The 24,629-nt window shown below is 66.6% G+C and carries 23 protein-coding genes, 6 tRNA genes and 1 riboswitch; of the genes, 17 read left to right on the top strand and 12 right to left on the bottom strand.

Translation table 11 applies throughout. The features are described from left to right. Positions 1 to 67 precede the first annotated feature (67 nt). The 8 genes from ribA to def all read right to left on the bottom strand — a co-directional run bounded on the left by ribA (position 68) and on the right by def (position 7,647). Positions 68 to 766 carry a GTP cyclohydrolase II gene (ribA, locus tag QI450_RS05500; protein WP_226773560.1) on the bottom strand — a complete coding sequence of 233 codons (699 nt, stop codon included), beginning with the start codon at positions 764 to 766 and terminating at the stop codon, positions 68 to 70. A 13-nt stretch (positions 767 to 779) separates the two neighbouring features. Next, entirely contained in the window at positions 780 to 1,469 is a 690-nt protein-coding gene (gene ribB / locus QI450_RS05495; RefSeq protein WP_226773565.1) for a 3,4-dihydroxy-2-butanone-4-phosphate synthase, read from the bottom strand. 32 nt (positions 1,470 to 1,501) lie between these two features. Beyond that, positions 1,502 to 2,158: a riboflavin synthase gene (locus tag QI450_RS05490; protein WP_226773559.1), complete on the bottom strand. Its 657-nt coding sequence runs from the start codon at positions 2,156 to 2,158 to the stop codon at positions 1,502 to 1,504. Continuing rightward, on the bottom strand, positions 2,158 to 3,387 hold the full coding sequence (gene ribD / locus QI450_RS05485; RefSeq protein WP_226773558.1) for a bifunctional diaminohydroxyphosphoribosylaminopyrimidine deaminase/5-amino-6-(5-phosphoribosylamino)uracil reductase RibD: 1,230 nt from the start codon (positions 3,385 to 3,387) through the stop codon (positions 2,158 to 2,160). Before ribD ends, QI450_RS05490 begins: the two co-directional genes overlap by 1 nt. 155 nt (positions 3,388 to 3,542) lie before the next feature. Next, a riboswitch (FMN riboswitch) is annotated at positions 3,543 to 3,693 on the bottom strand. Positions 3,694 to 3,793: 100 nt separating this feature from the next. Next, positions 3,794 to 4,450, bottom strand: a complete 657-nt coding sequence (rpe, locus tag QI450_RS05480; RefSeq protein ID WP_226773557.1) for a ribulose-phosphate 3-epimerase — start codon at positions 4,448 to 4,450, stop codon at positions 3,794 to 3,796. A gap of 76 nt (positions 4,451 to 4,526) precedes the next feature. Continuing rightward, positions 4,527 to 6,152 (bottom strand): transcription antitermination factor NusB, encoded by a 1,626-nt coding sequence (locus tag QI450_RS05475; RefSeq protein WP_226773556.1) that lies wholly within the window; start codon positions 6,150 to 6,152, stop codon positions 4,527 to 4,529. Continuing rightward, positions 6,149 to 7,069 (bottom strand): methionyl-tRNA formyltransferase, encoded by a 921-nt coding sequence (gene fmt, locus QI450_RS05470; RefSeq protein ID WP_226773555.1) that lies wholly within the window; start codon positions 7,067 to 7,069, stop codon positions 6,149 to 6,151. Before fmt ends, QI450_RS05475 begins: the two co-directional genes overlap by 4 nt. Then, positions 7,066 to 7,647: a peptide deformylase gene (gene def / locus QI450_RS05465; protein ID WP_226773554.1), complete on the bottom strand. Its 582-nt coding sequence runs from the start codon at positions 7,645 to 7,647 to the stop codon at positions 7,066 to 7,068. The genes fmt and def overlap by 4 nt, the downstream gene beginning before the upstream one ends. Before the next feature lie 281 nt (positions 7,648 to 7,928). Here def and QI450_RS05460 point away from each other — a divergent pair, with 281 nt between their 5' ends. Further along, positions 7,929 to 9,686 (top strand): HNH endonuclease signature motif containing protein, encoded by a 1,758-nt coding sequence (locus QI450_RS05460; RefSeq protein WP_226773553.1) that lies wholly within the window; start codon positions 7,929 to 7,931, stop codon positions 9,684 to 9,686. Positions 9,687 to 10,273: 587 nt separating this feature from the next. On the opposite strand, the gene QI450_RS05455 is transcribed toward QI450_RS05460, so the two are convergent. Beyond that, positions 10,274 to 11,119, bottom strand: coding sequence for a cytochrome (locus QI450_RS05455; RefSeq protein WP_226773552.1), 846 nt, complete (start codon positions 11,117 to 11,119; stop codon positions 10,274 to 10,276). A gap of 175 nt (positions 11,120 to 11,294) precedes the next feature. Continuing rightward, a tRNA-Val gene (locus tag QI450_RS05450) sits at positions 11,295 to 11,366 on the bottom strand. A gap of 317 nt (positions 11,367 to 11,683) precedes the next feature. Here QI450_RS05450 and QI450_RS05445 point away from each other — a divergent pair. The 6 genes from QI450_RS05445 to QI450_RS05420 all read left to right on the top strand — a co-directional run bounded on the left by QI450_RS05445 (position 11,684) and on the right by QI450_RS05420 (position 12,810). Further along, a tRNA-Gly gene (locus tag QI450_RS05445) sits at positions 11,684 to 11,756 on the top strand. Between the two features lie 45 nt (positions 11,757 to 11,801). Next, a tRNA-Cys gene (locus tag QI450_RS05440) sits at positions 11,802 to 11,872 on the top strand. Positions 11,873 to 11,911: 39 nt separating this feature from the next. Continuing rightward, a tRNA-Val gene (locus QI450_RS05435) sits at positions 11,912 to 11,986 on the top strand. A gap of 56 nt (positions 11,987 to 12,042) precedes the next feature. Further along, positions 12,043 to 12,115: transfer RNA gene (locus tag QI450_RS05430), tRNA-Gly, on the top strand. A 38-nt stretch (positions 12,116 to 12,153) separates the two neighbouring features. Continuing rightward, positions 12,154 to 12,228: transfer RNA gene (locus tag QI450_RS05425), tRNA-Val, on the top strand. Between the two features lie 312 nt (positions 12,229 to 12,540). Continuing rightward, positions 12,541 to 12,810: an antitoxin gene (locus tag QI450_RS05420; RefSeq protein WP_282359829.1), complete on the top strand. Its 270-nt coding sequence runs from the start codon at positions 12,541 to 12,543 to the stop codon at positions 12,808 to 12,810. Positions 12,811 to 13,014: 204 nt separating this feature from the next. Here QI450_RS05420 and zapE read toward each other — a convergent pair whose 3' ends face one another. Further along, positions 13,015 to 14,052, bottom strand: coding sequence for a cell division protein ZapE (gene zapE / locus QI450_RS05415; protein WP_226773564.1), 1,038 nt, complete (start codon positions 14,050 to 14,052; stop codon positions 13,015 to 13,017). A gap of 229 nt (positions 14,053 to 14,281) precedes the next feature. On the opposite strand from zapE, the gene QI450_RS05410 reads away from it, so the two are divergent. From QI450_RS05410 to ybaK, 3 genes are all read left to right on the top strand, one after another. Next, positions 14,282 to 15,199: a sulfurtransferase gene (locus tag QI450_RS05410; protein WP_226773550.1), complete on the top strand. Its 918-nt coding sequence runs from the start codon at positions 14,282 to 14,284 to the stop codon at positions 15,197 to 15,199. 76 nt (positions 15,200 to 15,275) lie between these two features. Beyond that, positions 15,276 to 15,734 carry a SufE family protein gene (locus tag QI450_RS05405; RefSeq protein ID WP_226773549.1) on the top strand — a complete coding sequence of 153 codons (459 nt, stop codon included), beginning with the start codon at positions 15,276 to 15,278 and terminating at the stop codon, positions 15,732 to 15,734. Between the two features lie 16 nt (positions 15,735 to 15,750). Further along, a complete protein-coding gene (gene ybaK, locus QI450_RS05400; RefSeq protein WP_226773548.1) occupies positions 15,751 to 16,248 on the top strand; it encodes a Cys-tRNA(Pro) deacylase in 498 nt (165 codons plus the stop codon). Positions 16,249 to 16,305: 57 nt separating this feature from the next. On the opposite strand, the gene QI450_RS05395 is transcribed toward ybaK, so the two are convergent. Beyond that, complete coding sequence (locus QI450_RS05395; protein ID WP_226773547.1) at positions 16,306 to 17,637, bottom strand: alpha/beta fold hydrolase; 1,332 nt, start codon at positions 17,635 to 17,637, stop codon at positions 16,306 to 16,308. A 96-nt stretch (positions 17,638 to 17,733) separates the two neighbouring features. On the opposite strand from QI450_RS05395, the gene QI450_RS05390 reads away from it, so the two are divergent. The 7 genes from QI450_RS05390 (at position 17,734) to QI450_RS05360 (ending at position 24,523) form a co-directional block, all read left to right on the top strand. Continuing rightward, positions 17,734 to 18,222 carry a hypothetical protein gene (locus tag QI450_RS05390; RefSeq protein ID WP_226773546.1) on the top strand — a complete coding sequence of 163 codons (489 nt, stop codon included), beginning with the start codon at positions 17,734 to 17,736 and terminating at the stop codon, positions 18,220 to 18,222. 14 nt (positions 18,223 to 18,236) lie between these two features. Then, positions 18,237 to 18,737 (top strand): peptide-methionine (R)-S-oxide reductase MsrB, encoded by a 501-nt coding sequence (msrB, locus tag QI450_RS05385; RefSeq protein WP_226773545.1) that lies wholly within the window; start codon positions 18,237 to 18,239, stop codon positions 18,735 to 18,737. 269 nt (positions 18,738 to 19,006) lie between these two features. Continuing rightward, the gene (locus QI450_RS05380) at positions 19,007 to 20,404 is read left to right on the top strand and encodes a DUF6421 family protein (RefSeq protein ID WP_226773544.1); all 1,398 of its coding nucleotides are present in this window, start codon (positions 19,007 to 19,009) and stop codon (positions 20,402 to 20,404) included. Next, positions 20,401 to 21,174 carry an SDR family oxidoreductase gene (locus QI450_RS05375; protein WP_226773543.1) on the top strand — a complete coding sequence of 258 codons (774 nt, stop codon included), beginning with the start codon at positions 20,401 to 20,403 and terminating at the stop codon, positions 21,172 to 21,174. Before QI450_RS05380 ends, QI450_RS05375 begins: the two co-directional genes overlap by 4 nt. 63 nt (positions 21,175 to 21,237) lie before the next feature. After that, positions 21,238 to 22,326, top strand: coding sequence for a low specificity L-threonine aldolase (locus tag QI450_RS05370; protein WP_226773542.1), 1,089 nt, complete (start codon positions 21,238 to 21,240; stop codon positions 22,324 to 22,326). A 97-nt stretch (positions 22,327 to 22,423) separates the two neighbouring features. Beyond that, entirely contained in the window at positions 22,424 to 23,086 is a 663-nt protein-coding gene (locus QI450_RS05365) for a DUF3000 domain-containing protein (protein WP_226773563.1), read from the top strand. A gap of 84 nt (positions 23,087 to 23,170) precedes the next feature. Beyond that, entirely contained in the window at positions 23,171 to 24,523 is a 1,353-nt protein-coding gene (locus QI450_RS05360) for an HRDC domain-containing protein (RefSeq protein WP_282468116.1), read from the top strand. Positions 24,524 to 24,629 lie beyond the last annotated feature (106 nt).

Here is a 24,629-nt window from a genome sequence, read left to right as displayed (position 1 = left end):
GTTCTGCTCAGTTGTGGTGTGCGTGTCAAAACGTGGGAGCGGCCCGTGGCGGGCTGCTGCCGGTTAGTCAGTCGTGGCTGTTCTCGAAGCCGCCCGGACCCGATGCCGGCGCCACCGGCTGCACGTCCAGGACCAGCCGGTGGTCCATCCGGTCCTTTTTCGTCTGCAGGTACCGGATGTTCTGCTCGCGGGATGGAACTTCGGTGGGCACCATCTCCACAACACGGACCCCGGCCTGCGCCAGCCGGTCCTGTTTGTCCGGGTTGTTGCTCAGCAGGCGGACCTCGTGGAGGCCCATGTCCGCGAGGATCTGTGCCGCGGCCTGGTAGCTGCGGGCATCCACGGGCAGTCCGAGCTGTTCGTTGGCCTCGACCGTGTCGAAGCCTGCCTCCTGCAGGGCGTAGGCCTTCATTTTGTTCGCCAAGCCGATTCCCCGGCCCTCCTGGCCGCGAAGGTACAGCAGGGTTCCGCCGAACTCGTTGATCATCTCGAGGGCATACGCGAGTTGCTCGCCGCAGTCGCAGCGGTACGAGCCGAAGACATCTCCGGTGAGGCACTCAGAGTGCAAGCGGACCAGCGGAGCCTGCCCGTCGACCGGTGGCAGCGGGGAGCTGACGGCCAGGTGCTCGGCGCCGGTGGCCTGATCGGTCCAGGCTTGCGCCACAAAGTTGCCGAAGGCCGTGGGCAGCTGGACGATCGGGCCTGCGCTGACCGGATGCGGCAGGTGTTCGGCCGCCAGCTGTTCTTGTGCTTCAGACGTCGTCATCGTTTCTCCTCCATTAAACGGGGTCCGTTGGATGACTGGCGGGCTGCGCCGCCTCGAGGTAGGCCACCAGATCCGCAATCGAGATCAGCGGGCAGCCGTGCTCAAGGGCGAAGCCGCGAAGTCCGTCCAGCCGCATCATCTCTCCGTTGTCATACACCACTTCTGCAATCACACCCACGGGCTCGAGTCCGGCCAGCTTGCACAGTTCTACAGCCGCTTCGGTGTGCCCGGCGCGTTCCCGCACTCCCCCGTTAACGGCCCGGAGCGGAAAAACATGCCCGGGGCGGGTCAGAGCCGCCGGCTGGCTCCCGGGATCGGCAAGGATCCGGGCTGTCAGGGCGCGGTCCGTGGCGGAGATCCCGGTGCTCACGCCCAGCGCGGCGTCGCAGGACACTGTGTAGGCGGTGCCCTTGGCATCCTCGTTGATGTCAACCATCGGAGGCAGCGCGAGGGCCTCGGCCCGGCCGCCCTCGAGCGGCACGCAGATCACACCGGAGCTGTACCTGATGGTCCACCCCATCAGCGACGGCGTGGCATGCTGCGCGGCGAAGATGATGTCGCCTTCGTTTTCGCGGTCCTCGTTGTCCACCACCAGGACGGGACGGCCGGCGGCAATTGCGCGGACGGCGTCTTCAATCAGGTCGAGCCCGGCCGGCGCGGTAACGGGTGCGGGCCCGGCCGCGTCGCCGGCTTGGCTAAGGATGCCTTGACGGGCAGGAATGTCCTTGACGGTGTTCACGCTGTTGCCCCCTCCGCGCGTACTGCTGCTCCCCCGGCTGCAGCGCCGGAAAAGGCGAGCAGGCGCTCAGTGTACTTCGCCAGCACGTCAACTTCGAGGTTCACGCGCCCGCCAAGTGCTTTGGCGCCCAGTCCGGTGTCGGAGAGTGTGGTGGGGATCAGCCCCACTTCGAACCACGGGGCCGGTTCGGCGGCCGGGCTCACCGCCGTCACGGTTAGCGACACGCCGTCGACGGCAATCGAGCCCTTCTCCGCGATATAGCGGGCCAACCCCACCGGAACACCGAAGCGCAGCCGGTCCCAATTGCCCAGCGACTCGCGTTCGAGCAGTTGCCCGACGCCGTCGACGTGGCCCTGGACAACATGCCCGTCGAGCCGGCCGCCGGCCGGCACGCAGCGCTCGAGATTAACGGGGTCCCCGGGGGCAAGCTCGCCTACTGTGCTGCGGGTGAGCGTCTCGCCCATCACGTCTACGCTGAAGTCCCGGCCGTCGATCGCCGTGGCCGTGAGGCAGACGCCGTTGACGGCGATGGATCCGCCTAGGGCCAGCCCCTCGGTGCTGGCGGGAGCGTGCAGCCGGACGGTGGCGCTGATGTCACCATTGCGTTCAACGGACAACACCTCCCCCTGCTCGGCAATAATTCCGGTGAACATCAGTTGCCTCCTGCGGCGGTGTCCGCGCCTGCGCGGGACGGGGTTGAATCGGCTGAAGAGTTGTGGGCGGCCGGCACTGCAGCCGGCGCGTTGCCGGTCCCCGCCGGGGTGGTTGGCGTGGGGCCGGTTGGCGTGGGGCCGGTTGGCGTGGGGCTCAAGTGCAGCCGCAGGTCTCTGCCAAGCAGCTGAACCGCGCCGCCGGACGCCGGATCCCAGTCCCACCTCTGGGCGTTCGCCAAAGTGGAGATGCCCAGGTCGTCCAGGGCCGGAGTTCCGGAACCGAGCAGGGTTGGGGCCAGGTAGACGATCAGTTCATCCACGAGCCCGGCGGCCAGGAAAGCACTCAGGATCCGGGAGCCGCCTTCGACCATAAGGTGGCGGACACCGGTGGAAAACAACGACTCCAGGGCCTCCAACGGCTCACGGGTGGGCAAGTGCAGCACCTTGCCGTCGGAGCCGTGAACGGCGGCGTCTTCGGGGATCCCCCGCAAACCCATCACAGCGCGCAACGGTTGCCGGCCGGCGGGTTTCCCGTCCGGTCCCCGGGCAGTGAGCCGTGGGTTGTCGACCAGGACCGTTTGTGTGCCGACCAGGATTGCGTCGATCCGGCCACGGAGGGCATGGTTGTCCGCCAGCGATTCGGGGCTCGAAATCCATTGGCTGGTGCCGTCGCTGGCGGCGATCCGGCTGTCGAGGGTCTGGGCGATGTGCAGGGTGACAAAGGGCCGGGCGGCAGCAACGGCGTCGAACCAGCGCCGGTTCATGTCCAGCGAGGCCTCGGCGCAGAGCCCGGAGCGGACGCGGACGTCCGCTCCGCGTAGCGTGGCCGCACCACCGGCCGCCGGGTCGTGTGGGTCATCTACCGCGTAGACGACGTCGGTAATACCGGCTTCAATGATCGCCTGGGTGCACGGCCCGGTGCGCCCGCGGTGGTCACACGGTTCCAGTGTGACCACCATCGTGGTGCCACTGAGGTCGATGCCGGCGGCTTTGGCTTGGTCAATGGCGTCCGCTTCGGCGTGCGCGGTGCCCGCCCCGCGGTGGTAGCCGGTGACGATGGGGGTTCCCGCGGCGGAAATCACGACCGCGCCAACCAGCGGGTTCGCGCCGCGCGGCCCCTGCAGCGCCGCAGCCAGGGCGGCGTCCATGGCGGCAAGCTCGGCGGTACTGAAGCCTGCAGCGGCCAGCGCCTCGACCGTCGTATCGGGCGTGGTATTCAGGACGCTCATCAACACCTCACCGGGCTTTCGCAAACCGTGGTGGTGGTCAAGAGCCATCGCAGAGAGTACATCTGGTTGCCGTTCCTTCCCTCAAAAGCGCGATGGCTCCGGGGGCATACGACAGCAACATTCCGCGGCGCCGGCAGGGCTCCGCAGTAACAGCTGTACGTGCTTCTCTCATCCAGACTTTAACTGTCGGTACCGGAGTTCCACCGGTTCAACCGTTTGCCGGCTATCTTCCCGAGGGAGGCGCCGGCGCGCGGGTCGCGGACTATAACCGCCGGTTCGGACTTACACCGACCCCGGAGCACGTATGTGTGTAGCTATTCTGGCACAACCGCCGGGCAGCCGCGGGTATTCCCCCGACCGGATGTTACGGCGTTGGTCCTTGGCGCCCGCGTTGCCGGCCTCAGCGTTAGCGTTGCCCGGCGGCCCGAAGCCGTTCGATGGCCTCTCCCGGATCCTCGGCACCGTAGACGGCGGAGCCGGCGACGAACACGTTGGCACCGGCGTCCGCGGCGCGGCGGATGGTGTCCTCGGTGATTCCGCCGTCGACCTGCAACGCCACCTGGAGGCCGGACGCGTCGATCGCCGCGCGGGCCCGGCGGATCTTGGGGAGCGTGAGGTCCAGGAAGGCCTGGCCACCGAAGCCCGGCTCCACAGTCATGATCAGCAGCATGTCCAGTTCCCCGAGCATGTCAAGGTATGGTTCGACGGCGCTGCCCGGCCGAAGGGCCATCCCGGCCTTCGCGCCGCGGGCCCGGAGCTCACGCGCGAGCTTGATCGGCGCGATGGAGGCTTCGGCGTGGAAAGTCACCGACGCGACCCCGGCCTCCGCGTACGCCGGAGCCCAGCGGTCCGCATCGTTAATCATCAGGTGGGCATCCAACGGCACCGGGCTGACCTCCTGCAGCCGTGCAACGACAGGTAAGCCCAGCGTGAGGTTGGGCACAAAGTGGTTGTCCATCACATCGACATGGACCGCATCCGCGTTGCCGATCCGGCGCAGTTCTCCTTCGAGGTTCGCGAAGTCGGCGGAAAGAATGCTCGGGTTGATACAGCACGTGGCCATGTGGAATTCCTTGTCATTCTGCTCGGATGTCCCGGTGCGGGTCGCTGCTCTTTAGTGCTTCAGTATTTCGTGTTGCTCAGGCTAATTTGTGGATTAGCGCCAGGAACATGGCGTCGGTCCGGTGCACGTGGGGCCACAGCTGGGCAGTGAGCTCGTGTCCGGCGTCGAGGTGGCCGGTGAGGCTGACGCTGTCCAGCACCGCACCGGCGTCGAGCAGTTCAAGGTCGTCGCGTTTGCGCAGCACATCGCTCACAACTGCGGTCGTTTCCGCCGGGTGCGGCGAACACGTCACGTAGGCCACCACGCCGCCGGGCTTCACGGCGTCCACTGCGGACTTGAGCAGTTCCCGTTGCAGCGGGCCGAGGTCCGTCAGGTCCTTGGGGGTCCGGCGCCAGCGTGATTCCGGCCGGCGGCGCAGGGCGCCCAGGCCGGTGCAGGGCGCATCAACCAGGACACGGTCGAAGCTTTCCGGCATCTCGGTGCCCACCTCGCGGCCGTCCCCGGTGCGCACATGCCAGACTTCGTGCGGGACCGCGGCGAGGGCCTGCCGGACGAGCTTCGCGCGGTGCGCGGCGGGCTCGTTGGCCAGCAGGGTGGCCCCGTGTTCGCGGGCCAGTGCGCCGAGCAGGGCTGCCTTGCCTCCGGGTCCGGCGCACATGTCCAGCCATCGTTCAGCCGGACTTTCCGACCCGGCGGTGCTGTCGCCGGTTCCTCCCTCGCCGGTCCTCGTTGTGCTGCCGCCAAGGTCGACGGCGGCCAGGGCCCGGGCCACGAGCTGGGAGCCAACGTCCTGAACACGGGTGGTGCCTTCCCGCACGGACGCGAGCCGGCCGAGGTCTCCGCCGCTGGAGAGCGCCGAGCCTTCGACGAGTTCCCCGGGTGTGGCGCCGCCTTCGAGCGCCTCGTCCAGGCTGCCGAGCCCGGGCAGCGCCACAAGGTTGACCACGGGAGCGGCATTGTCCGCTTCAAGCAGGTCACCGATTTCGCTGACGGGACGCCCGTGGGCCACCAGGGACTGCCGGAGCGCCCGGACAATCCATTCGGGGTGTGCGTAGCGGATGGCTGCCTTTTTGGTCTCATCCGTCTCATCGCTGAGCAGCAATTCCAGCCACTCCTCAAAGTTTCGGGCTGACACCTTGCGCAACACGGCGTTAATCAGGGTCGATGGCCCGGCGCCGATCACCGCGCGGGCCAGGCCCACTGTCTGGTCCAGCGCCGCGTGGGCGGGGACCCGCATGGCCAGCAACTGGTGTGCCCCGATCCGCAGCGCATCAAGGATCGCCGGGTCCAGCTGGTCCAGGGGCCGGTCCACGCAGCGGGCCAGGATGGCGTCATAGGTTCCCTGGCCACGCAGGGCCCCGTAGCTCAGTTCCGTGGCAAACCCGGCGTCGCGCTTGTCCAGGCCGTGGTGCCGGATCCGGGCGGGGAGGACGAGGTTCGCGTAGGCGTCCTCGGCTGCGACCGCGCGCAGCACTTCGAAGGCCACAAGCCGGGCCGGGTCCGCCCGGCGGGTTCGCTGGGACGGCGCGTTCTCGGTGAAACCGCGCTGCGGACCACGGTTCCGTTCCCGGCCCTGAGCATTCCGATGGCTGCCGTCGCGGCCGCGGCCGCCCTGGCCACCGCTTTGTCCGGCGCCGCGCTGGCCGCCTGAACCGCCGCGCTGGGGGCCGTTGCCCCGGCCGCTCGTCCCGGACTCACTCATTCGAATACCACGCTTTCCAGTGTTGCCTGTCCGCGCGCCCAATCAGCGGCGGTCATCATTTTTTTGCCTGACGGCTGGATCCGGGTGAGTTCCACCGGGTGCGAACCGGTGCCCACCAGCACTCCTTGACCCGCCAGTGCCAGCTGACCCGGTTCCAGGTCGCGGCCCGCTGGCCGCAGCAATACCGGTTCCAGCTTGATCCGCTGGCCGCCGAGGGTAGTCCACGCACCGGGTTCAGGGGTGACCCCGCGCGCCCGTCGTCCGATGGCCAGGGCCGGTTGCTGCCAATCGAGCCGGCCGTCGTCGAGGGTCAGTTTGGGGGCTGCGCTGATGTCGCCCTGCTGCGGCACCGCGGCGGCTTGGCCTGCGTCCACCGCGGACAGGGTCTGGGTCAGCAGCACGGCGCCGCTGTGGGACAGCCGCTCGAGGAGGGCACCGGCGGTGTCCTCCGGCAGGACTGCTTCGGTCAGGGTACCGAACACCGGGCCGGTGTCCAGGCCTTCCTCCAGCAGGAAGGTGACCGCGCCGGTGACGTCGTCGCCGGCGATCAGGGACCGCTGCACGGGAGCCGCGCCGCGCCAGGCCGGCAGCAGAGAGAAATGCAGGTTGATCCAGCCATGGCGGGGAATGTCCAAGGCCACCCGCGGGATGAGCCCGCCGTAGGCCACAATTGCTGCGACGTCCGGGGCGGCAGCCGCTATTTCTGCGGTCACGGCGTCGTCGACTTTCGAGGCATGGATGATCTTGATGCCCAGTTCCGCGGCGCGGGCAGCCACTGGCGACGGCGTCAGCACGCGTTTGCGCCCGAGCGGCGCGTCCGGCCGGGTCAGGACGGCGACAACGTCAAAACCCGCCGCCACCAGCGCATCCAGGGAGGGCACAGCCACGGCCGGTGTTCCGGCGAAAAGGACCCTCACTGGGAGTTGCCGAAAGCGCCGAAACTGCTGGAACCGAAGCTGGTGCCGACTGTCCTGGCCCGTTTCGCCATGGTCTGCTCCGTAATGGAGTCGTAGTTGGCGTTCCGGATCGCGCGCAGTGCGCTCTTGCGGTCTTCGCCCTCCAGCCGGTCGGTGAAGAGGATTCCGTCCAGGTGGTCCGTTTCGTGCTGGAAGGCCCGCGCCAGCATTCCTTCGCCCTCCACCGTGACCGGGTTTCCGTGCAGGTCCACGCCGGTGACACGGGTGTGGCGCCGGCGGCGGACCGGAAAACCAAGACCCGGGATGGAGAGGCACCCCTCAACTTCGTCGGGTTGGAAGTCTGCACTGTTCTCCAGCACAGGGTTGATGATGTGTCCCTCGACGCCGCCGATCCGGTAGGTGAAGACCCGCTGGCTGACGCCGACCTGGGGTGCGGCCAGGCCCGCACCTTCGACGTCTTCCATGGTTTCGGTCATGTCGGCAACAAGCTTCGCCAGCTCAGGCCCGAACTCCGTCACGGGATCGGCAACTGTGCGCAGCACAGGATCCCCGATGATGCGGATATTCAAAATGGCCATGTGCAGTCTGTCCTTACAGTGGGCGGCGATGGGATCCAGTCCAGTTTAGTTGCACATCAGCCCTTGACCCGGACGCGGCCAGCAAATCCGTCCGGGTGGATCGATGGTCTGCTCGCGCGGTGTAGGTGTCCGGTTTGACTGGCTGTGGCTTCCGGATGCCGGGGCTGGTCCGTTCTGAGGGCAGGGAAGCGGGCCGGGATTAGGGCGGGGATCTGCGGTCCGCACGGAGTCGCCAAGGCTGTGTCGCGCAAAATGTCAGACCCCCCGAGCAGAATGTTTATATGGAAGCCAGCAGGGATTTCATCACCGTCCGGGACACGGACCGGCGCGTAACTCCGGCCGGGCAGTCCGGAGTGGATGATGCCCTTGCCACACTCCGCGCAGTGGGCTCGACGGCAGTCGAAGCTGCTGCGGGGCTCGGGTTCGCGTCAGCGTCGGATTTCGCCGGCACCGTAGAGGAGCTCTCGCGGGTCGTGGAGTATTTGCAGGTTGTGGCAACCGGCGCGGTGGAACGGACCCGGAAGCAGGCGGCGGCCACAACAGCAGGCATTGTCGCTGGCAACTCGTGGACCACGGGCTGGCGGGAGGACCCCGGCACCGGGGCCGGCTGCGGCACGGGTGCGGGTGCGGGTGCAGAACCCGAGGTTCGTGCTGCCGGCCGGGAGGTCGCGGCCGGGTTGGAGCGCGCGGCTTGGGGCGAACCGGCACGGCGATCCTTGGACGCTGCGCCGGCCCCGGCTGTTGCGGTGGACGACGGGTACCGGAACGTCACGGAGTTCCTAAGGGCGCGGTTGCGGATCAGCTCCGCGGAGGCCCGGCGCCGGCTCTGCCTCGCCGGAACCCTGTTGCCCCGGCAGGGATTCACCGGGCAGGACCTGCCTGCGCTGCGCGCCGAGCTTGGTGCCACGGTGGCAGCCGGAGAGGTCCCGTCCCGGTCCGCGACCATCATCACCCTGGCCCTGGACCGGGTGCGGCACGTCTGCGACGAGGCAACCGCCGCCCGGATGGAGCACGCGCTGACCCGCACCGCCGCGGACAACGACCCGGACTTCCTCGCCCGCGTGGCCCGAAGCTGGACCGATGCGATTGATCAGGACGGCGCCGAACCCTCCGAAGAACTGCTCCGCCAACTCCAGGGCGCCTTCATCCGCAAACCCCGCCAAGGCCTCGCGCACCTGGAAATCTTCGCGACCACCGAACAGTTCGAGCACCTCCTCACCGTCATGAACACTGCCACCAACCCGCGGACCAGCGCTGCAGTGTACGCCGAAGCGTCAGGTGCATCGGATGCGTCAGGATCGTCGGGTGCGTCAGGAACGTCGGGTGATCCGGGTCTCGGAGGGGCCGCGGCAGCACAGTTGGACCTTCGTTCGCGCCCACAGAGGCTGCTGGACGGCCTGGTCGGAGCCTGCAAGGTCGCCCTCGCCACGGGATCCCTGCCGGCCGCGGGTGGACTCAGGCCGCAGGTTATGGTCACCATCGATTACCGCGGGCTACTGGCCCTGCTCCGAACCAGCCAGGACAGCCGTTCAAACCAGACCAGCCGTGCAAACCGGCAGGCCGGCACCAGTGATTCCGCCGGCCGGACGATGGCCCATACCGGGTCCCTGCTCTTCTCCGGGCCTGTCAACGCCGCCACGGCACGGAAGATCGCCTGCGACGCGGACATCATCCCGGTGCTGCTCGGCAGCGAAGGCAGGGTCCTCGACATCGGCAGGGCCACACGGGTATTCCCGCCGCACATCCGCAAAGCCCTCATCGCCCGCGACCAGGGCTGCGCGTTCCCCGGCTGCACAATCCCGGCGTCCTGGTGCGAGGCCCACCATGTCGACTACTGGTCACGCGGCGGCACTACCGGAACTGACAACGGAACCCTGCTGTGTTCGCACCATCACCATGTAATCCACAAGGAGCAATGGACCATCCAGGTCCGCACCGGGGTTCCCTGGTTCATCCCGCCACCGCACGTCGACCCACGCCAGCAACCCCGGCGCAACACCTACTTCCACCTTGCAAGCACAGAATTCACCGCCAGTTAGCTCTGCCAGGCAGATACACGGCATAGCCACAAGCACGGTGTCGGCTGGCCCATGCACGGCGCATGCGGATTGGTGCCCCGCGTTCCTGCCACCGGGGACCGAATGTTTTAGGGTAGGCCGATGCCTGGCATCCAGGGGTACTGGCTGCCACGTTTGTCACTGGCACGCACCTTCTAGACCCCATCGACTACCGGGAAGTCAAGGCTCGGCTCGAGTCAGCTGGCGGTGGTTGGGTTCGGCCCCCAACTAAAGTTCCTCTTTGGCAGATCCTGAACCGCCTAGCCGACGACGCGGCATATCCTTTGCACGGCTCCGCCGATCCGGGAATTAACGTTTTTGAAACGCCGACCCCTGTTGACTACTCGCCTGATGACTTAAGCGAGCAGAAAGCGGTCTTCGCTCCCAGTGACGTACGGATACCCCTGGCTGGCCTAGATCCAGAGTCCGAGCAGGGTATTCCGAGGCGGCGCCGCGAAATGCCACGCTTGGCTGCGTCCGAACCGCTGTTTCTGCTGACATCCAGGTGGCGGAGTTCCGCAGCGACGCCTGGAAACGATGACGCTGACGTGACGGCGCCCGGAGCCACCTCAGCGGGCTACCGGCGGCGCGATCGGCAGGAGGGCAGTTCCGGCCGCTGTGGTGTCGGCGGACATTTCCCAGACGCGCCGCAGGGCGCAGAACTTCCACCAATGGTGCTTGAGGACGTCAGGGTTGGCGCGCAGCGGACGGACTTCAGTCTGCCCAATCGCCACCGCTAACAGGATCGGGGATTCACCGTGCTGCCAGGCTTCCCACTCCCCTGCCACGGGATCCACCAGGCTTTCCTCGGCCTTCATGCCGGCCACGAGCTGCATCACCACTTTGTCATCGAGTGGTTTGACTGTGCCATCTCGGCTGGTGCCCTTGGTTTTGTAGTCGATGAGGCAGGTGCGGCCGTTAATCCTGGCGACAAGGTCCAAGGTCCCGGCATAGCCTACGGTCTTGTTCCAGACCGTGATTTCCGGGGCAACGGGTTCCACTTGGAAGAGTTCCCACCACTCGTCGAACCTGGCCGCGAAAGCTTCCTCACCGTTCTCGGAGAGGGCCTCGCGGGTTTCCTTCATCTGGTGCGGCCGGCCCAAGGCACGCAAAGCCACTTGCTCACAATAGTTGTGCACCCGGTCTCCGCGTTTCGCGGCATCGTCGCGGTAGGTTCCGGCCGCTTTGGCGGCACGGCTCACCGCCTGGCGAAGCTTGGCCGGACTGCCGAGAATACCGGGCAACCCGGGGTCCTGGGCGAGGCTGTTGGCGCCCATGTAGCCAAACCAGCCGTCCAGGCCATGGGGCTGCTGGCCGATCACTGTGGTAATCGAGGGCACGGAAAACTGCTCCGACGTGGACCGGGCATACATCCGGCCGTGATCCGTGGCGTGGGCAAGAAGTGGGGCGGTCATAACAAGACTCTTTCACGGGGGTAAGACAGTGCAGAACACCGCGATCCGCTCAACCGAGGCTCACACCATGCGGCTCACCAGAACGATCGCCGGTGGCAGGAACTCAGGACGAAGCCCGCAGCATTTAACTGAATGGTCCGCCCCGCTCACTGAGCGGGGCGGACCATTTAGTGCGTGGGCGATACTGGGTTCGAACCAGTGACCTCTTCGGTGTGAACGAAGCGCGCTACCACTGCGCCAATCGCCCCAATGCCATTGAATGCTAGCCCACCCTGAGCAAATTTAGAAATCGGGGCGGCACGCTACCGTGATGGCGCCGTATGCGTCCTTCAACACTGCCCTGCTGAACTGCGGCCCGCTGGGAGGGCCACCGGGCTGCGACCGGAAAAGCCTTCCCTAATTACATGGCTGTAATTCGAAAAAAACCCTAGAATTCAGGGATGCAGCGGTCTTGAAGTCAGTCATCGTCGGCTCGATTTGTAAGTTCCCTGAACCTCCTATAGAGTTCTTACTCGTTGGAACGCGAGGAATTGCCGATTGCGGCGGGGATTTGCTGACAATAATGCGGACGTAGCTCAGCTGGTAGAGCACCACCTTGCCAAGGTGGATGTCGCGAGTTCGAATCTCGTCGTCCGCTCGCAGGACACTGTCACGGTAAGGTTCTTTGGAATCGTATCTACACGGTGGGTTGGCCGAGAGGCGAGGCAGCGGCCTGCAAAGCCGTATACACGGGTTCGAATCCCGTACCCACCTCGGTGAAAACCCTGGTTTCCGGTGCAGATCGGATGCAAGGGGCGATTGGCGCAGCGGTAGCGCGCTTCCCTGACACGGAAGAGGTCACTGGTTCGATCCCAGTATCGCCCACCAGAGCAAGGCAACTTGCTTGATGCAGTACCACCGGCCAAGCCGGCATGGACTAAAATGCGGACGTAGCTCAGCTGGTAGAGCACCACCTTGCCAAGGTGGATGTCGCGAGTTCGAATCTCGTCGTCCGCTCTCTTCATTGCAATTCCACTCCGGATACTTCCGGTTGCGGGCGATTGGCGCAGCGGTAGCGCGCTTCCCTGACACGGAAGAGGTCACTGGTTCGATCCCAGTATCGCCCACCACAAGAGCAGCTCCCCCGGAGCTGCTCTTTTTTGTGCCCGGCCCCTTGTCCAGGGTTATAGGGTTAGCGGCCAAAATGCGGGTTATAGGACAAAATGTGTGTCAATGCCGGGCGCGTCAGGTGCGTCCTGCCCATCCTCTTCTGGCCAACAGCCCTTCGTCAGCTCTGAGTCCGGCCCCTCCGGTCTGCTGGCCTGAACGCTGGGAGGAATCGCCTCTTACCCTGTGAGCGGACACCCTTGGCACCCCCGCCAGCTCCGGTTAGGGTAGAAAATGCAGGAGCGATCTGGCTCCACGACCGAAGGGAGGTGCCCGTGGGATTACTTGACGATCTAAAGGGCAAGGCTCAGCAAGTTATTGGTGGCAACGAACGAGCCATCAAGGACGGCATCGAAAAGGCCGGCGACTTCGTCGACTCTAAGACCGGCGGAAAGCACGCCGACAAGATCGATGCCATGCAGCGCGGCGCTTCCGGCTTCGTGGACAAGGCGAACGAGAAGCCCAATACGGCTCCTGTCGCCGATCGAACTCCCGTGGCCGATGAGCCGCCCGCCGCCGGCGAAGACCGCCGGCCAGGCCTCTGACCCAGATACGTCAGCGAGGTGCCGGTCCCGCCGAGAGGCGGTGCCGGCACCTCCGGCGTTTAACGGCTCCGGCGTTTAACGGCTCCGGCGTTTAACGGCTCCGGCGTTTAACGGCGCCTCGACTACACGGACCAACCACTGGCCAAGGCGAGCCCCCTACGGCACGCCAGCGAATGACTCGCCGCAGCTGCGGAGCAGGATTCGCTACGAGGGCTCGCGGTTCTGGCCTTCCCTGGCCAGTGCGGTAAGGCGTGAGACGGCCCGGAAGTACTTCTTTGTATACCCGCCGGTCATCATTTCTTCGGTGAAAAGCTGGTCGAACGGCACACCGCTGGCAAGGATGGGCACGTCTTTGTCGTAGAGCCGGTCCGCGAGTACCACGAACCGCAGCGCCACTGCCTGCTCGGTGATGGTGTGGACGTTTTTCCAGACCACGCCTTCGATCCCGTCGAGCAATTGACGGTAACGGCTCGGGTGGACACCGGCCAGATGGTCGATCAGGGTGCTGAACTCATCGCGCGCCACTGTCTTTCCATGGAACTCCGCCTGCATGCGGTGCGTCAGCTGTTCGTTGGGCAGCGGCTGCGGCGCGGCGGGCAGACCTCGGTGGCGGAAGTCCTCACCATCAATCCGGACCACGTCGAACTGGTCCGCCAGGACCTGGATTTCCCGGGCGAAATCGACGGCGGCAAACCGGCCGTCGCCGAGTGAACCGGGCAGGGTGTTTGAGGTGGCCGCGAGCTTGACCCCGGCGTCGGCCAGTTCGCGCATCAGCCGGGACATCAGCACGGTGTCGCCCGGATCATCGAGCTCAAATTCATCGATGCAGACCAGCTTGTAGTGGCTCAGCGCCTCCACGGTTTTGCGGAAGGAAAGCGCCCCGACCAGGTTTGTGTATTCCACAAAGGTGCCAAACGCCTTGGGCCCCGGGGCGGCGTGCCACAGCGAGGCGAGCAGGTGGGTCTTGCCGACGCCGAAGCCGCCGTCGAGGTAGATCCCCGCCCGGGAGATGTCCTTTTTGCCGAAGAATCGTTTGAAGAGGCCCTCCCCATCGCGCGACCCCACGTTGGCCGCAAAAGCTTCCAGCGCGCCGACGGCGGCACTTTGGCTGGGTTGGGCCGGGTCCGGCCGGTAGCTGGAAAACGACACCTCACCAAAGCGCGGCGACGGATAAAACCCGTTAAGGAGTTCGTCCACTGAAACGGCCGGGGTGCGGGCGGTGAGCTGTTCGATCTGTACCAAGGTGGTCCGTTCTGCTGGTCTCTTGTCCCCAAAAAGAATACCGGCAAAGCGCGCGCCGACTGTCGGCCCGAGGAGTGTAGCCGGACGGCGCGTGACGAAGGCCATATTTCCGTCCGTGAACCAGGGGAGGAAATCCCGGCGGGCCGTGGTTAGTGTTGGAGAAGGCCCGGCGCCGTGCTCGATCCTGCAACGGCCCGGCCTCCTGACCGTTTCAGTGAAAGGCCACCAAATGCCCTACCCCGTTGAGCAGAATGAGAAGTTCGCCGGCTACGCCCACCCCGAGCGCCTAGTGTCCACCGAATGGCTGGCCGCCGCGATCGAATCCGGCGACCTCAACGACGGCCGGCTGGTGGTGGTGGAATCCGACGAGGACGTCCTGCTCTACGAGGTCGGCCACATTTCGGGAGCCGTGAAAATCGACTGGCACACGGACTTGAACGACGAGGTTACCCGCGACTACGTCGACGGCGCGGCGTTTGCTGCCCTCGCGGCGGCGAAGGGAATCTCCCGCGACAGCACAGTTGTCATCTACGGCGACAAATCAAACTGGTGGGCCGCCTACGCCCTCTGGGTCTTCGAGCTCTTTGGCCACAAGGACGTCCGGCTGCTCGACGGAGGCCGGGACAAATGGGTCGCCGAAGGTCGGCACCTCACCACGGACAAGCCTGCCGTCGCCCCGGGCGAGTACCCCGTCGTCGAGCGGAACGACGCTCCGATCCGTGCCTTCAAGGAAGACGTCATGGCACACTTCGGCAAGCCCCTGATCGACGTCCGCTCCACCGAGGAGTACACCGGCCAGCGCACGCATATGCCCGCCTACCCCGAGGAAGGCGCCCTGCGTGGCGGACACATCCCCACTGCGGCGTCCATTCCCTGGGCCCGGGCAGCCGCCGAGGACGGCACCTACCGGACCCGCGCCGAACTTGAGTCGTTGTACCTTGGCGAGGCCGGGCTGAAGGCGGGAGACGATGTTGTGGCGTACTGCCGCATCGGCGAGCGTTCCAGCCACACGTGGTTTGCACTCAAGTACCTGCTGGGCTTTGAGTCAGTGCGCAACTACGACGGCTCCTGGACCGAATGGGGCAACGCGGTCCGCGCCCCGATCGTCAAGGGCGCTGAACGCGGCAGCGCGCCGGCTGCCGGGTAGCCCGCAGGCTGCTCCGGGCTCCGGGCGGAATGCGGGCGCCGAGCGTGCGGAAGCTGGAAGACGTAAGCTGGACGAGATGAATACTCCTGCCCTCCCCACCGCACTGGCCGAAATCGTTGACGACTTCCAGGCCGTCACGGAACCCGACCGGCTCCAGCTGCTCCTCGAGTTCTCCCGCGAACTTCCGGAACTCCCGGACCGGCTCAAGGACCACCCGGAGCTGATGGAGCAGGTGGTGGAATGCCAGTCGCCGCTGTATCTGACCATTGAAACGGAGCAGTCCGACGGCGGCGCGGCAGAACGCGTACAACTCTTTTTCAAAGCTCCCCCCGAAGCCCCAACCACCCGCGGCTTTGCGAGTGTCCTGCATGCGGGTCTTGACGGCCTGAGCCCGGCCGAGATCCTGGCAGTCCCGGACGACATGCCCGAACTGCTGGGCCTCACCCGCGCCATCACGCCGCTTCGGATGCGCGGGATGACCGCTATGCTGGGCCGGATCAAACGCAAAGTTGCTGCCCTTCCGCAGCAGCCCTGACCGACGCACGGATCGTATGGCACGCAAGCAAGCTTCACAGGGAACCCCGGCGACCGCCGCGCTAACGGCTGCCGGGGTTCCTTTCCTCGTCCACCCCTACAGCCATGACCCGGCCGCCGCCAGCTACGGGCTGGAAGCCGCGGAGGTACTCGGCGTCGATCCCGCACGCGTGTTCAAAACCCTGATGGTCGACGTCGACGGCCGGCTAGCCGTCGGTGTTGTGCCGGTGAGCGGCAACCTGGACCTCAAGGCGATGGCGGCCGCCCTCGGCGGCAAGAAGGCGGCGATGGCGGACCCCGCGGCGGCCGAACGCCGCACCGGCTACGTTTTGGGCGGCATCTCGCCGCTGGGACAACGGCAGCCCTCCCCCACCGTGGTCGACGCCAGCGCACTGGCCCTGGAAACGATATTTGTCTCCGGCGGTCGGCGCGGCCTGGACCTTGAGCTAAGCCCGGCCGAATTGATCCGGCTTACCGGCGCCCGCACGGCCCGGATCGGCACCGGCAGGAACTAGCCGGCTTCCGCACGCCGGGGGTGCAGAAAAGAGCAATGTTGTCGGCAAACATTGCCGTCAACTGTCGACCCGGCGGGGCTCCGGCTCCGGATTCGGCTGGCCAGGGTTAGGGCGGGGCGCAATCTGCTGCCCCAGCCAAGCCGTGACCAGCCGCTCCCAGCGCTCCGGATCCACGTTCCATTCCTTGGTGTGGCGGGCGCGGTCGAAGGTCTCGAAGGTAACCATCTCCGGGTTCTTCTCGGCCAGGGCCGCGGACGGGCCGTAGGGGACGTATTCGTCGTCGACGCTGTGGATGATCAGCGTCGGCGTCCGCAGTTCCACCGCACGGGATACCCAGTCCATCGCCTTCAGGTCCACCGGGGCGGCGAGGCCGGTCAGCCGCCGGCCCAGCTTGTGGCTCATCATAAGCTGCCCGTAGCGGCCGACCGCAGAGGGAATCCTGTTGAGTTCTGCATGGTGCGCCAACACATTCACCCAGTTAATGACCGGGGCATCGAGCACCATCGCGCGGATCAGGGGGTGGTAGCGGGACAAATCGGCGGTCTGGAGGCAGATGGCCCCGCCCATGGACCAGCCAAAGAGCACCACTTCACGGGCGCCGTGGCTGAGGGCAAAGCCGATGGCGGCCTCAACGTCGCGCCACTCGGTGGAGCCCAGACCGTATCGTCCGTCGTTCGCCGAAGGCGCCAGCCCGTCATTGCGGTAGGAAATCAGCAAGCTGGTCAGGCCCAGTTCCCGGGCAGTCGGGACGGCCCGGAGGCATTCCTGCCGGCTCGCCCCCCGGCCATGGACCATGATCGCCCAGATCCCGGACTCGTGCGGGCCCCGGACCAGCCAGGCCGGCGCTGTTCCGCCGTCGACGTCGATGTCCACGTCTTCCGGGGGCAGGCCGATGCTGGCGGGATCCGGGAACGCGGCTCCGCTCCAGTAGCCGCGGCGGGCCGTGCTGAGGTCGCCGCTGTAGACAGCCTCGACTTCCCGCTGCACGGTGCGCTCTGCCGGCGAATAGGACACGATCCGGCCGATCCGGGCGTGTCCGCGTCCGCCGTCGAAGAACAATCCATAGACGCCCTCGACCGTGGACTCGGGCGTCGCGGCGAGGATCACCTGCAACCCGTGTCCGGCCCGGATGACGGCGAGAATTTCCTGGTCCTCGTCCTTGACCTTGGCGGGGGTGATCACGCGGCGGGCGAAATACAGGGCGAGTGCGGAGGATCCGGCAGCCAGCAGCCCGGCCGCTGCACTGCCGCCAATGATGCCGCCGAGGGCCCATTTAGCAATGCCCTGGGCCGAAGCGTCGGTTGCGGTGGCAGCAGCGGAGCGGGTGGCCCGGCCGCGGGCGGCGGGGATCCGGTGCGGATCCGGCAGGAGGCGGAGGGAAGAAGCCATGGCACCATTCTTACCGAAGTCCGCGCCCGGCACGGCATCCGGGGACATCTGGCCGCAAACCGTGCGGGCGTACCGGTGCGCGACTAGGCTGGGGGCATGAGTGATCCAATCGTCATTTTGACAGAAGAGCCCCTCGGCGCGGACGACCGCGTCAACATTGAAACACTGCTCGCCGGAGGTGATACCCCGCTGGTGGTCCTGGTTCCGGCCAGCACGGAGCGGCACCTGCTGGTGGATTTCCTGGAGAATCTCTCCTTGCTGGAAATTTCCAAGGCCTTCCGTGAACTGACGGCACACTCCGACCCTGCGGGGGAACGCGCCGAAGCCGCGGAAACCCTGGCCGCCTCGCTCGCAGCGCTGGCAGGACTCGGCAGCGGCGTGACCGGCGAAATCGTTGAGGGCAAAGCCGTCGACGGAATGGTCGCCCGGGTCAAGGAACTCGGCGCCGGGCAGGCAGTTGTCATCACCCGTCCGCATGCCGTGGCAGACACCTTCCACACGGACTGGGCCACCAAAGCCCAGGACAAGCTGGGTCTTCCGGTCCTGCATCTTTATGCCGGATCGGGATTTATCGGGGACTCCTGAGCGTTACTGAGGCTATGAGCATCTTTACAAACAGGCCAAAAGTCACGCCCGTCAAGGATCCCGCCGCCGAAAGCGCGGGCGGATCCGATGCCGGCAACGCCAGCCCGACGGTGGAAAAATCCGACGAGCAGTGGCGCCAGGAACTGAGTCCGGAGGAGTACCGCGTGCTCCGCCAGGCAGGGACCGAGCGCCCGTACACCGGCGAGTACTGGGACTCCCACACCGCTGGCGTTTACCAGTGCCGCGCCTGCGGCACGGAGCTCTTCACCAGCAAGGAGAAGTTCGATTCGCACTGCGGCTGGCCCTCCTTCTGGGCCCCGCTGGCGGACGGCACCGTCCGGTATATCCATGACCGCACCCAGGGCATGGAGCGTGTGGAAGTCCGCTGCGCCCACTGCGATTCGCACCTGGGGCACGTGTTTGAGGGCGAGGGGTACGGAACCCCGACCGACCAGCGCTTCTGCATCAACTCCGTTTCCCTGAAGCTGGTTTCGGCCGGCGACGCCGGGCAGTAGTCCGCACCGGGTACGGCTGCGACCAGGACCCCCGGCGGCACCGCAGCAGCGGCGCCGCCGGGGGTCCTCTGCAGTGCTCGCCGGTTCGCCCCGCCCGAATCTCCGGGAAGCCCCGCGGCCGCTGGAGCTGGCCGGGGTCCTGCGGGCGGTTTGCCCCAGACTTTCTTATGCTCAAGCTTGTTTTGCGTTAGTACCTCTGTTTGCTTGCTACGCTCGTTTCAGCTACTGACGAGCGACGCTCCCAGCAAACAGAAAGGCGCCAGCTGACGATGACTACCACTGCTGTCACCACCACTGCCCCGATCACGGCCGACTCCCCGGCGTGGATGGAGCTCAAGGCCGCCGCCACCGCGCTGCAGGCACTCCAGGTCCAGGACGGCTCCGTGCCGGAGACCGCCAACCACGAACCGGCCCGCGGATATGTCCGGACGATCTCGTCGTCCATCACGGCTCTCGCGCCGTCCTTTCCGCACGACGCCGACTACCTCACCCTCCTTGTGACCGACTTCGGCCGCTGGGCCGACGGCGGCTTTGGCGTGCCCGATTTCCTGGACTCCCTGCAGGCCTTCCAGCCGCAGCAGCACCGGGTCAACGGCCTGCAGCACCTTGTGGTCTTTCCGATGTACACGCAGAACGGCAGCAGCAACCGCCTGGTCGAGGCCGTCCTGATCGAGGTCATCTGGCCCGAGTTCATTGCCGGGCTGGAGGAGGGCGACTACTCCAACAAGCTCTTCGTGCCGATTCGTTTCCTGGATTTCACCCCCGGTTACAACACCAATTCCGCGGTGCTGTTCCCGGAAACCGTCGCGGTCCGCCAGACTCCTACCTTCACCTGGGGCGCCATCTTTGCCGACCGTGAAGCAGCCCGCTTCCGCCGCGTGCTCAGCGCCGCCGCGGACATCACCTCGCTGCAGCTGCCGGAGGACGCGGCAGCCCTGCTGACGGACCAGGAGCTGACCCAGGAAACCTTTGTGATGTGGGACCTGATCCACGACCGCACCCACATGCGCGGTGACCTGCCCTTCGACCCCTTTATGATCAAGCAGCGGATGCCGTTTTTCCTGTACTCCCTCGAGGAATTGCGCTGCGACCTGACCGCCTTCCGCGAATCCGTGAAAATCGAAAAGGACGAGGACGCCGATCCGGAGGCCCGCCGGCACGCCAAGCTGGTCCAGTACGCCGTTATCTTCGACCGGATCTTCCGCTTCGCCATTACCGGCAGCCGGGTGCGCAACTACGACGGTCTGGGTGGCCAGCTGCTCTTTGCCTGGATGCACCAGCACCGCGTCCTGCACTGGACCGACAGTAAACTCAGCATCGACTGGGACGAGGCCGCCGACGTTGTGGTTGAACTCGGCGCCAGGATCGAAGAGCTCTACTGGCGCTCCATCGACCGGCCGAAGATGGCGCACTGGCTGGCCGCGTACGAGCTGATTTCCGGCACCGTCACACCCAACCCGTCGTCCGTCTGGGCCAAAGGTCCGGATGCGCTGCCGCTGGCCGGCCCGCCGCGCGGACTCACCGACCAGGTCCTCGACGACGAGTTCCCGCTCTCGATGTTCTACGAGGCACTTGAGAAGAAAATGCGCCCGGTCATCGAATCCACGGCCGGCATCACGGGCACCTCGGAGACCTCAAATACCAGCACGGCCATGAACGCCGCATGAGCGCCGGACGGCCCCTGAACGTGGTGGTCACCGGCGGCAGCGGCCCGTCCGGAATCGCCGCGGCGCGCGCGCTGACTGGGGCCGGGCACACGGTCTTCACCGTGGGCTCGGACCGGGCCCGGATTGAAGCGGCCGCCGCGGAAGCCGGAAGCGCAGTCACGCCACTGGTGTGCGACCTCGCGGACCTCGCTGCAGTCCGGTCGCTGCACTCCACCGTGCACTCGATGCTGGCCGGAAAAGGCGGGGGCGTCGACGGCGTCATTCATCTGGTGGGCGGCTGGCGCGGCGCCAAGGGCATCACCGACCAGAGCGACGAGGACTGGGACTTCCTGGAACGCGGCGCAATCACCACGCTGCGCAACGTCTCGCGCGTGTTTTATGACGATCTTGCGGCGTCCGACGCCGGCCGCTTCGCCATGGTGTCCTCCACTGCCGTGGGCCGGCCGACGGCTGGCGGTGCCAGTTACGTGGCTGCCAAGGCGGCAGCCGAAGCGTGGACCCTGGCCGTGGCCGACGGTTTCCACCGCGGGCAGGCGGGGGCCGCCGGTCCCGGCAGTGCCGCCGTCCCCGTTGAACAGCAAAGCGCGGCGGTGATTTTTGTGGTGAAAGCCCTCGTGGATGCCGCCATGCGCGCGAAGTCGCCGGAACGCACCTTCCCCGGATTCACCGACGTGACGGAACTGGCTGCGGCCGCCGTCGGGCTCTTCACCTCCCCCGCGGCGGAACTCAACGGCCGGCGCGTACTGCTTGGGCAGGTGCCGCAGCCCTGACCGACCCCTTGCGGCTTAGTGCCGGGGCCCGGATCTCCTTAGACTGAAAGAGTGAGCAAATCGATGACAAGCACAGTTGAAACTGCCCCCGCCAGCACAGCGGTGCGGCTCCACGATCCCGCCGTCCGCGGCTTTGCCTCGGATAACTATTCCGGCGTACATCCGGAGGTACTGGCGGCCCTGGCCGCCGCCAACGAGGGCCACCAGGTTTCCTACGGCGAGGACGACTACACCGCCCGGCTCCAGCAGTTGATGGAGGGCTACTTCGGCGCAGGGATCGAGTGCTTCCCGGTCTTCAACGGCACCGGCGCCAACGTGCTGTCGCTGCAGTCCCTGCTGCCTCGCTGGGGGGCCGTGGTTTGTGCCTCCACCGCACACATCAACATGGATGAGAACGGCGCCCCTGAGCGGATCGGTGGCATCAAACTGCTCCAGGTCCCCACAGCGGACGGCAAGCTGACTCCGGAGCTAATCGACAAGGAAGCCTGGGGCTGGGGCGACGAGCACCGCGCGCAGCCGCTGGCCGTGTCCATCACCCAGACCACCGAACTCGGCACCTGCTACACGCCGGACGAAGTGCGGGCGATCGCCGAGCATGTCCACTCCAAGGGCATGAAGCTGCACATGGACGGCGCCCGGCTGGCGAACGCTGCAGCCCACCTGAATGTGCCGCTGCGGGCGTTCACCCGCGACGCCGGCGTCGACATCCTCTCCTTCGGCGGCACCAAAAACGGCTTGCTCTTCGGTGAGGTCGTCATCGCCCTGAACCCGGCCGCGGCCCAGGGCCTGATCTACCTGCGCAAGATGAACATGCAGCTCGCCTCCAAGATGCGGTTTATGTCCGCGCAGTTCATCGCCCTGCTCGAAGGGGACTTGTGGCTGCGCTCCGCCTCGCACGCCAATGCCATGGCTGCCCGGCTTCGGGCCGGCGTCGAATCCATCCCCGGCGTCGAGCTAAGCCAGAAGACGGAGTCCAACGGCGTGTTTGCGGTCCTGCCGCCCGGCGTGGCGGACCGGCTGCGCGCGTCCTTCCGTTTTTACGACTGGAACGAGGCAGCCGGCGAGGTTCGCTGGATGTGCTCCTTCGACACCACCGAAGACGATGTTGATTCCTTTATCGCCGCCATCAAGCGCGAGCTCGCCGCCGGTTGATCCCGGCAGTGCGCCCGCCGCCCTCGCCCGCCCAAAGCCGGAGCGGGCAGCGGCGGCGAGCCTGCAGGGCTTGTGCACACTCCGTGCATAATCTTCCATTGTGAACGCACTCGACCAGGTTCCGGCAGATTTTCTTTTTGCCCTGGGAACCCTTCGGCAGGCACGAACCCGGGGTGAACTGCGCCTGGAAGAAATCCCGGCCCCGGCGCGGCTGGCACCGTTCGCTGTGGCACTCGGGGCGGAGGTTGTTGCGCCCGGCGCATCAACGTCTTCCGGCGCAGTCCATGGACCCGCGGCGGCCGCCCTGGCGCGAGCGTCCGAGAGCGAGGACATCGAACTGGCCACCGGCCGCTTTATCCTGCTGCACGATCCCGACGGCTCCGCGGTCTGGGAGGGGGAATTCCGGATCGTTACCTACATCCGCGCGCAGCTGGAACCGGAGATGGGCAATGACGAACTGCTGGGTTCCGTTGCCTGGACCTGGCTCGTCGAAGCCCTGCAGGACCATGCCGCACCGTACCGCTCGGCCGGCGGCACCGCGACCAGGGTACTGTCCGAAAGCTTCGGAACCCTCGAAGGCCGACCCAATTCGATCGACATCGAGCTCAGGGCATCCTGGACTCCGGCCACCCCGGACATCACCTCGCATCTGGAAGCCTGGTCCGACATGGTCTGCACGTTCGCCGGCCTGCCGCCGCTGCCCGACGGTGTCACAGCCCTGCCGCGCCGGCGCCGGGGACGGGCCTGGTTTGGAAGCTGACATCGGCCGCAAGGACGGGCACACCGACTCCTTTTGGCGGATGCGCGGCCCGCAGCACCGTGTTATCGGTAAACTAAACCCATCATGACCCCTCAAATTCCGGAAATCAGCACGGCAGGCACCGTACAACATCAGACCGAGGCCGCTGACGCCACAGCCCACATCGCCGTGGACGGCTTCGACAGCCTGGTTCCCGAGGTGATCGACCTTGACGCCCCCCGCGACGGTGTGCCGCTCGTTATTGAAACCATGTCCGGGCTGGAACGCTGCGCGGCTGCCCTCGCCGCAGGCCATGGCCCTGCCGGAGTCGACGCCGAACGCGCTTCCGGTTTCCGCTACGGCCAGCGCGCCTTCCTGGTGCAGATCCGCCGGGAGGGCTCCGGCACCTGGCTGATCGACCCGGAACCCTTTGGCGACCTTGGCATCATCAACGAGGCCCTGCGCGGCGTCGAATGGATCCTGCACGCCGCCAGCCAGGACCTGCCGTGCCTCTCCGAACTCGGCATGTGGCCGGACAGACTCTTTGACACCGAACTCGCCGCCCGCCTCGCCGGGCTTCCCCGGGTGGGCCTCGCTGCGGTGATCGAGCAGCTGCTGGGCTTTGGCCTCGCCAAGGAACACTCAGCGGCCGACTGGTCCACCCGGCCGCTGCCGGAACCGTGGCTCCGCTACGCGGCACTGGATGTCGAAGTTCTTACCGAACTGCGCGAGGAGCTTATCGAACTGCTCACCGCCGACGGCAAACTGGACTTCGCCGAACAGGAGTTCGCCGCCATCCTGGGCGCCGGCCAGGCACCACCCCGGGTCGATCCGTGGCGGAAAACGTCCGGACTGCACCAGATCCGCGACCGGCGCCAGCTCGCCGCGGTGCGCGAGCTATGGCTCGAACGGGATTCGCTGGCGCAAAACCGCGACGTCGCCCCCGGCCGGCTGATTCCCGACTCCGCCCTGGTCGCGGCGGCGAAGGCGATGCCCGGCACCGTGCCCCAGCTGCTGGGGACCAAAGGCTTCCACGGCCGCGCAGCCCAGCGCGAGGCACCGCGCTGGCTGCGCTGCATCACCGCCGCCCGCGCCCTCGAGGACCTTCCTCCCCTGCACCTGCCCACCAACGCTCCCCCGCCCCCGCGGGTCTGGGCCGACCGGGACCCGGAGGCCGCCGCCCGGCTCGCCACCGCCCGCCCGCTGCTGCAGGCCAAGGCCGAAGAACTGAACATGCCTTTGGAAAACCTGTTGACCCCGGACTACCTGCGCCGTGTCTCCTGGCGTCCGCCCGTGGAGTTCAGCGAAGAGGGAATCGCCGAGGAACTGGCGAACCTCGGGACCCGGCGGTGGCAGATCGAACTGGTCACCCCGCTCATCGCCGAAGCCTTCCGCAACCCGCAGCCACTGCCGGTCAAGGAAGCCAAGACCGTGCCGGCCCCGGACAAAGCAGGCTAAGCCCGGCAGCCGCCCTCCCGGCCCGTTGCCAACCCGCCTCCATGCGGCCCGGCCACCTACTCCTTGCCAGCTATGTTACTGACAAGTAACATGTTGTCTGATGTCG

The organism is Arthrobacter sp. EM1 (assembly GCF_029964055.1).
In the GTDB taxonomy this organism is placed as follows: domain Bacteria; phylum Actinomycetota; class Actinomycetes; order Actinomycetales; family Micrococcaceae; genus Arthrobacter.
The sequence above is the reverse complement of the archived record's forward strand: the minus strand, read 5'-3'. Positions and strand labels throughout refer to the sequence as shown.

Bases quoted from the DNA above. Each gene is read 5' to 3' on its own strand.
- ribA (WP_226773560.1), bottom strand. From the start codon at position 766: ATGACGACGTCTGAAGCACAAGAACAGCTGGCGGCCGAACACCTGCCG.
- QI450_RS05490 (WP_226773559.1), bottom strand. From the start codon at position 2,158: ATGTTCACCGGAATTATTGCCGAGCAGGGGGAGGTGTTGTCCGTTGAA.
- ribD (WP_226773558.1), bottom strand. From the start codon at position 3,387: ATGAGCGTCCTGAATACCACGCCCGATACGACGGTCGAGGCGCTGGCC.
- rpe (WP_226773557.1), bottom strand. From the start codon at position 4,450: ATGGCCACGTGCTGTATCAACCCGAGCATTCTTTCCGCCGACTTCGCG.
- QI450_RS05475 (WP_226773556.1), bottom strand. From the start codon at position 6,152: ATGAGTGAGTCCGGGACGAGCGGCCGGGGCAACGGCCCCCAGCGCGGC.
- def (WP_226773554.1), bottom strand. From the start codon at position 7,647: ATGGCCATTTTGAATATCCGCATCATCGGGGATCCTGTGCTGCGCACA.
- QI450_RS05460 (WP_226773553.1), top strand. From the start codon at position 7,929: ATGGAAGCCAGCAGGGATTTCATCACCGTCCGGGACACGGACCGGCGC.
- QI450_RS05455 (WP_226773552.1), bottom strand. From the start codon at position 11,119: ATGACCGCCCCACTTCTTGCCCACGCCACGGATCACGGCCGGATGTAT.
- QI450_RS05410 (WP_226773550.1), top strand. From the start codon at position 14,282: ATGCCCTACCCCGTTGAGCAGAATGAGAAGTTCGCCGGCTACGCCCAC.
- QI450_RS05405 (WP_226773549.1), top strand. From the start codon at position 15,276: ATGAATACTCCTGCCCTCCCCACCGCACTGGCCGAAATCGTTGACGAC.
- ybaK (WP_226773548.1), top strand. From the start codon at position 15,751: ATGGCACGCAAGCAAGCTTCACAGGGAACCCCGGCGACCGCCGCGCTA.
- QI450_RS05395 (WP_226773547.1), bottom strand. From the start codon at position 17,637: ATGGCTTCTTCCCTCCGCCTCCTGCCGGATCCGCACCGGATCCCCGCC.
- QI450_RS05390 (WP_226773546.1), top strand. From the start codon at position 17,734: ATGAGTGATCCAATCGTCATTTTGACAGAAGAGCCCCTCGGCGCGGAC.
- msrB (WP_226773545.1), top strand. From the start codon at position 18,237: ATGAGCATCTTTACAAACAGGCCAAAAGTCACGCCCGTCAAGGATCCC.
- QI450_RS05380 (WP_226773544.1), top strand. From the start codon at position 19,007: ATGACTACCACTGCTGTCACCACCACTGCCCCGATCACGGCCGACTCC.
- QI450_RS05375 (WP_226773543.1), top strand. From the start codon at position 20,401: ATGAGCGCCGGACGGCCCCTGAACGTGGTGGTCACCGGCGGCAGCGGC.
- QI450_RS05370 (WP_226773542.1), top strand. From the start codon at position 21,238: ATGACAAGCACAGTTGAAACTGCCCCCGCCAGCACAGCGGTGCGGCTC.
- QI450_RS05360 (WP_282468116.1), top strand. From the start codon at position 23,171: ATGACCCCTCAAATTCCGGAAATCAGCACGGCAGGCACCGTACAACAT.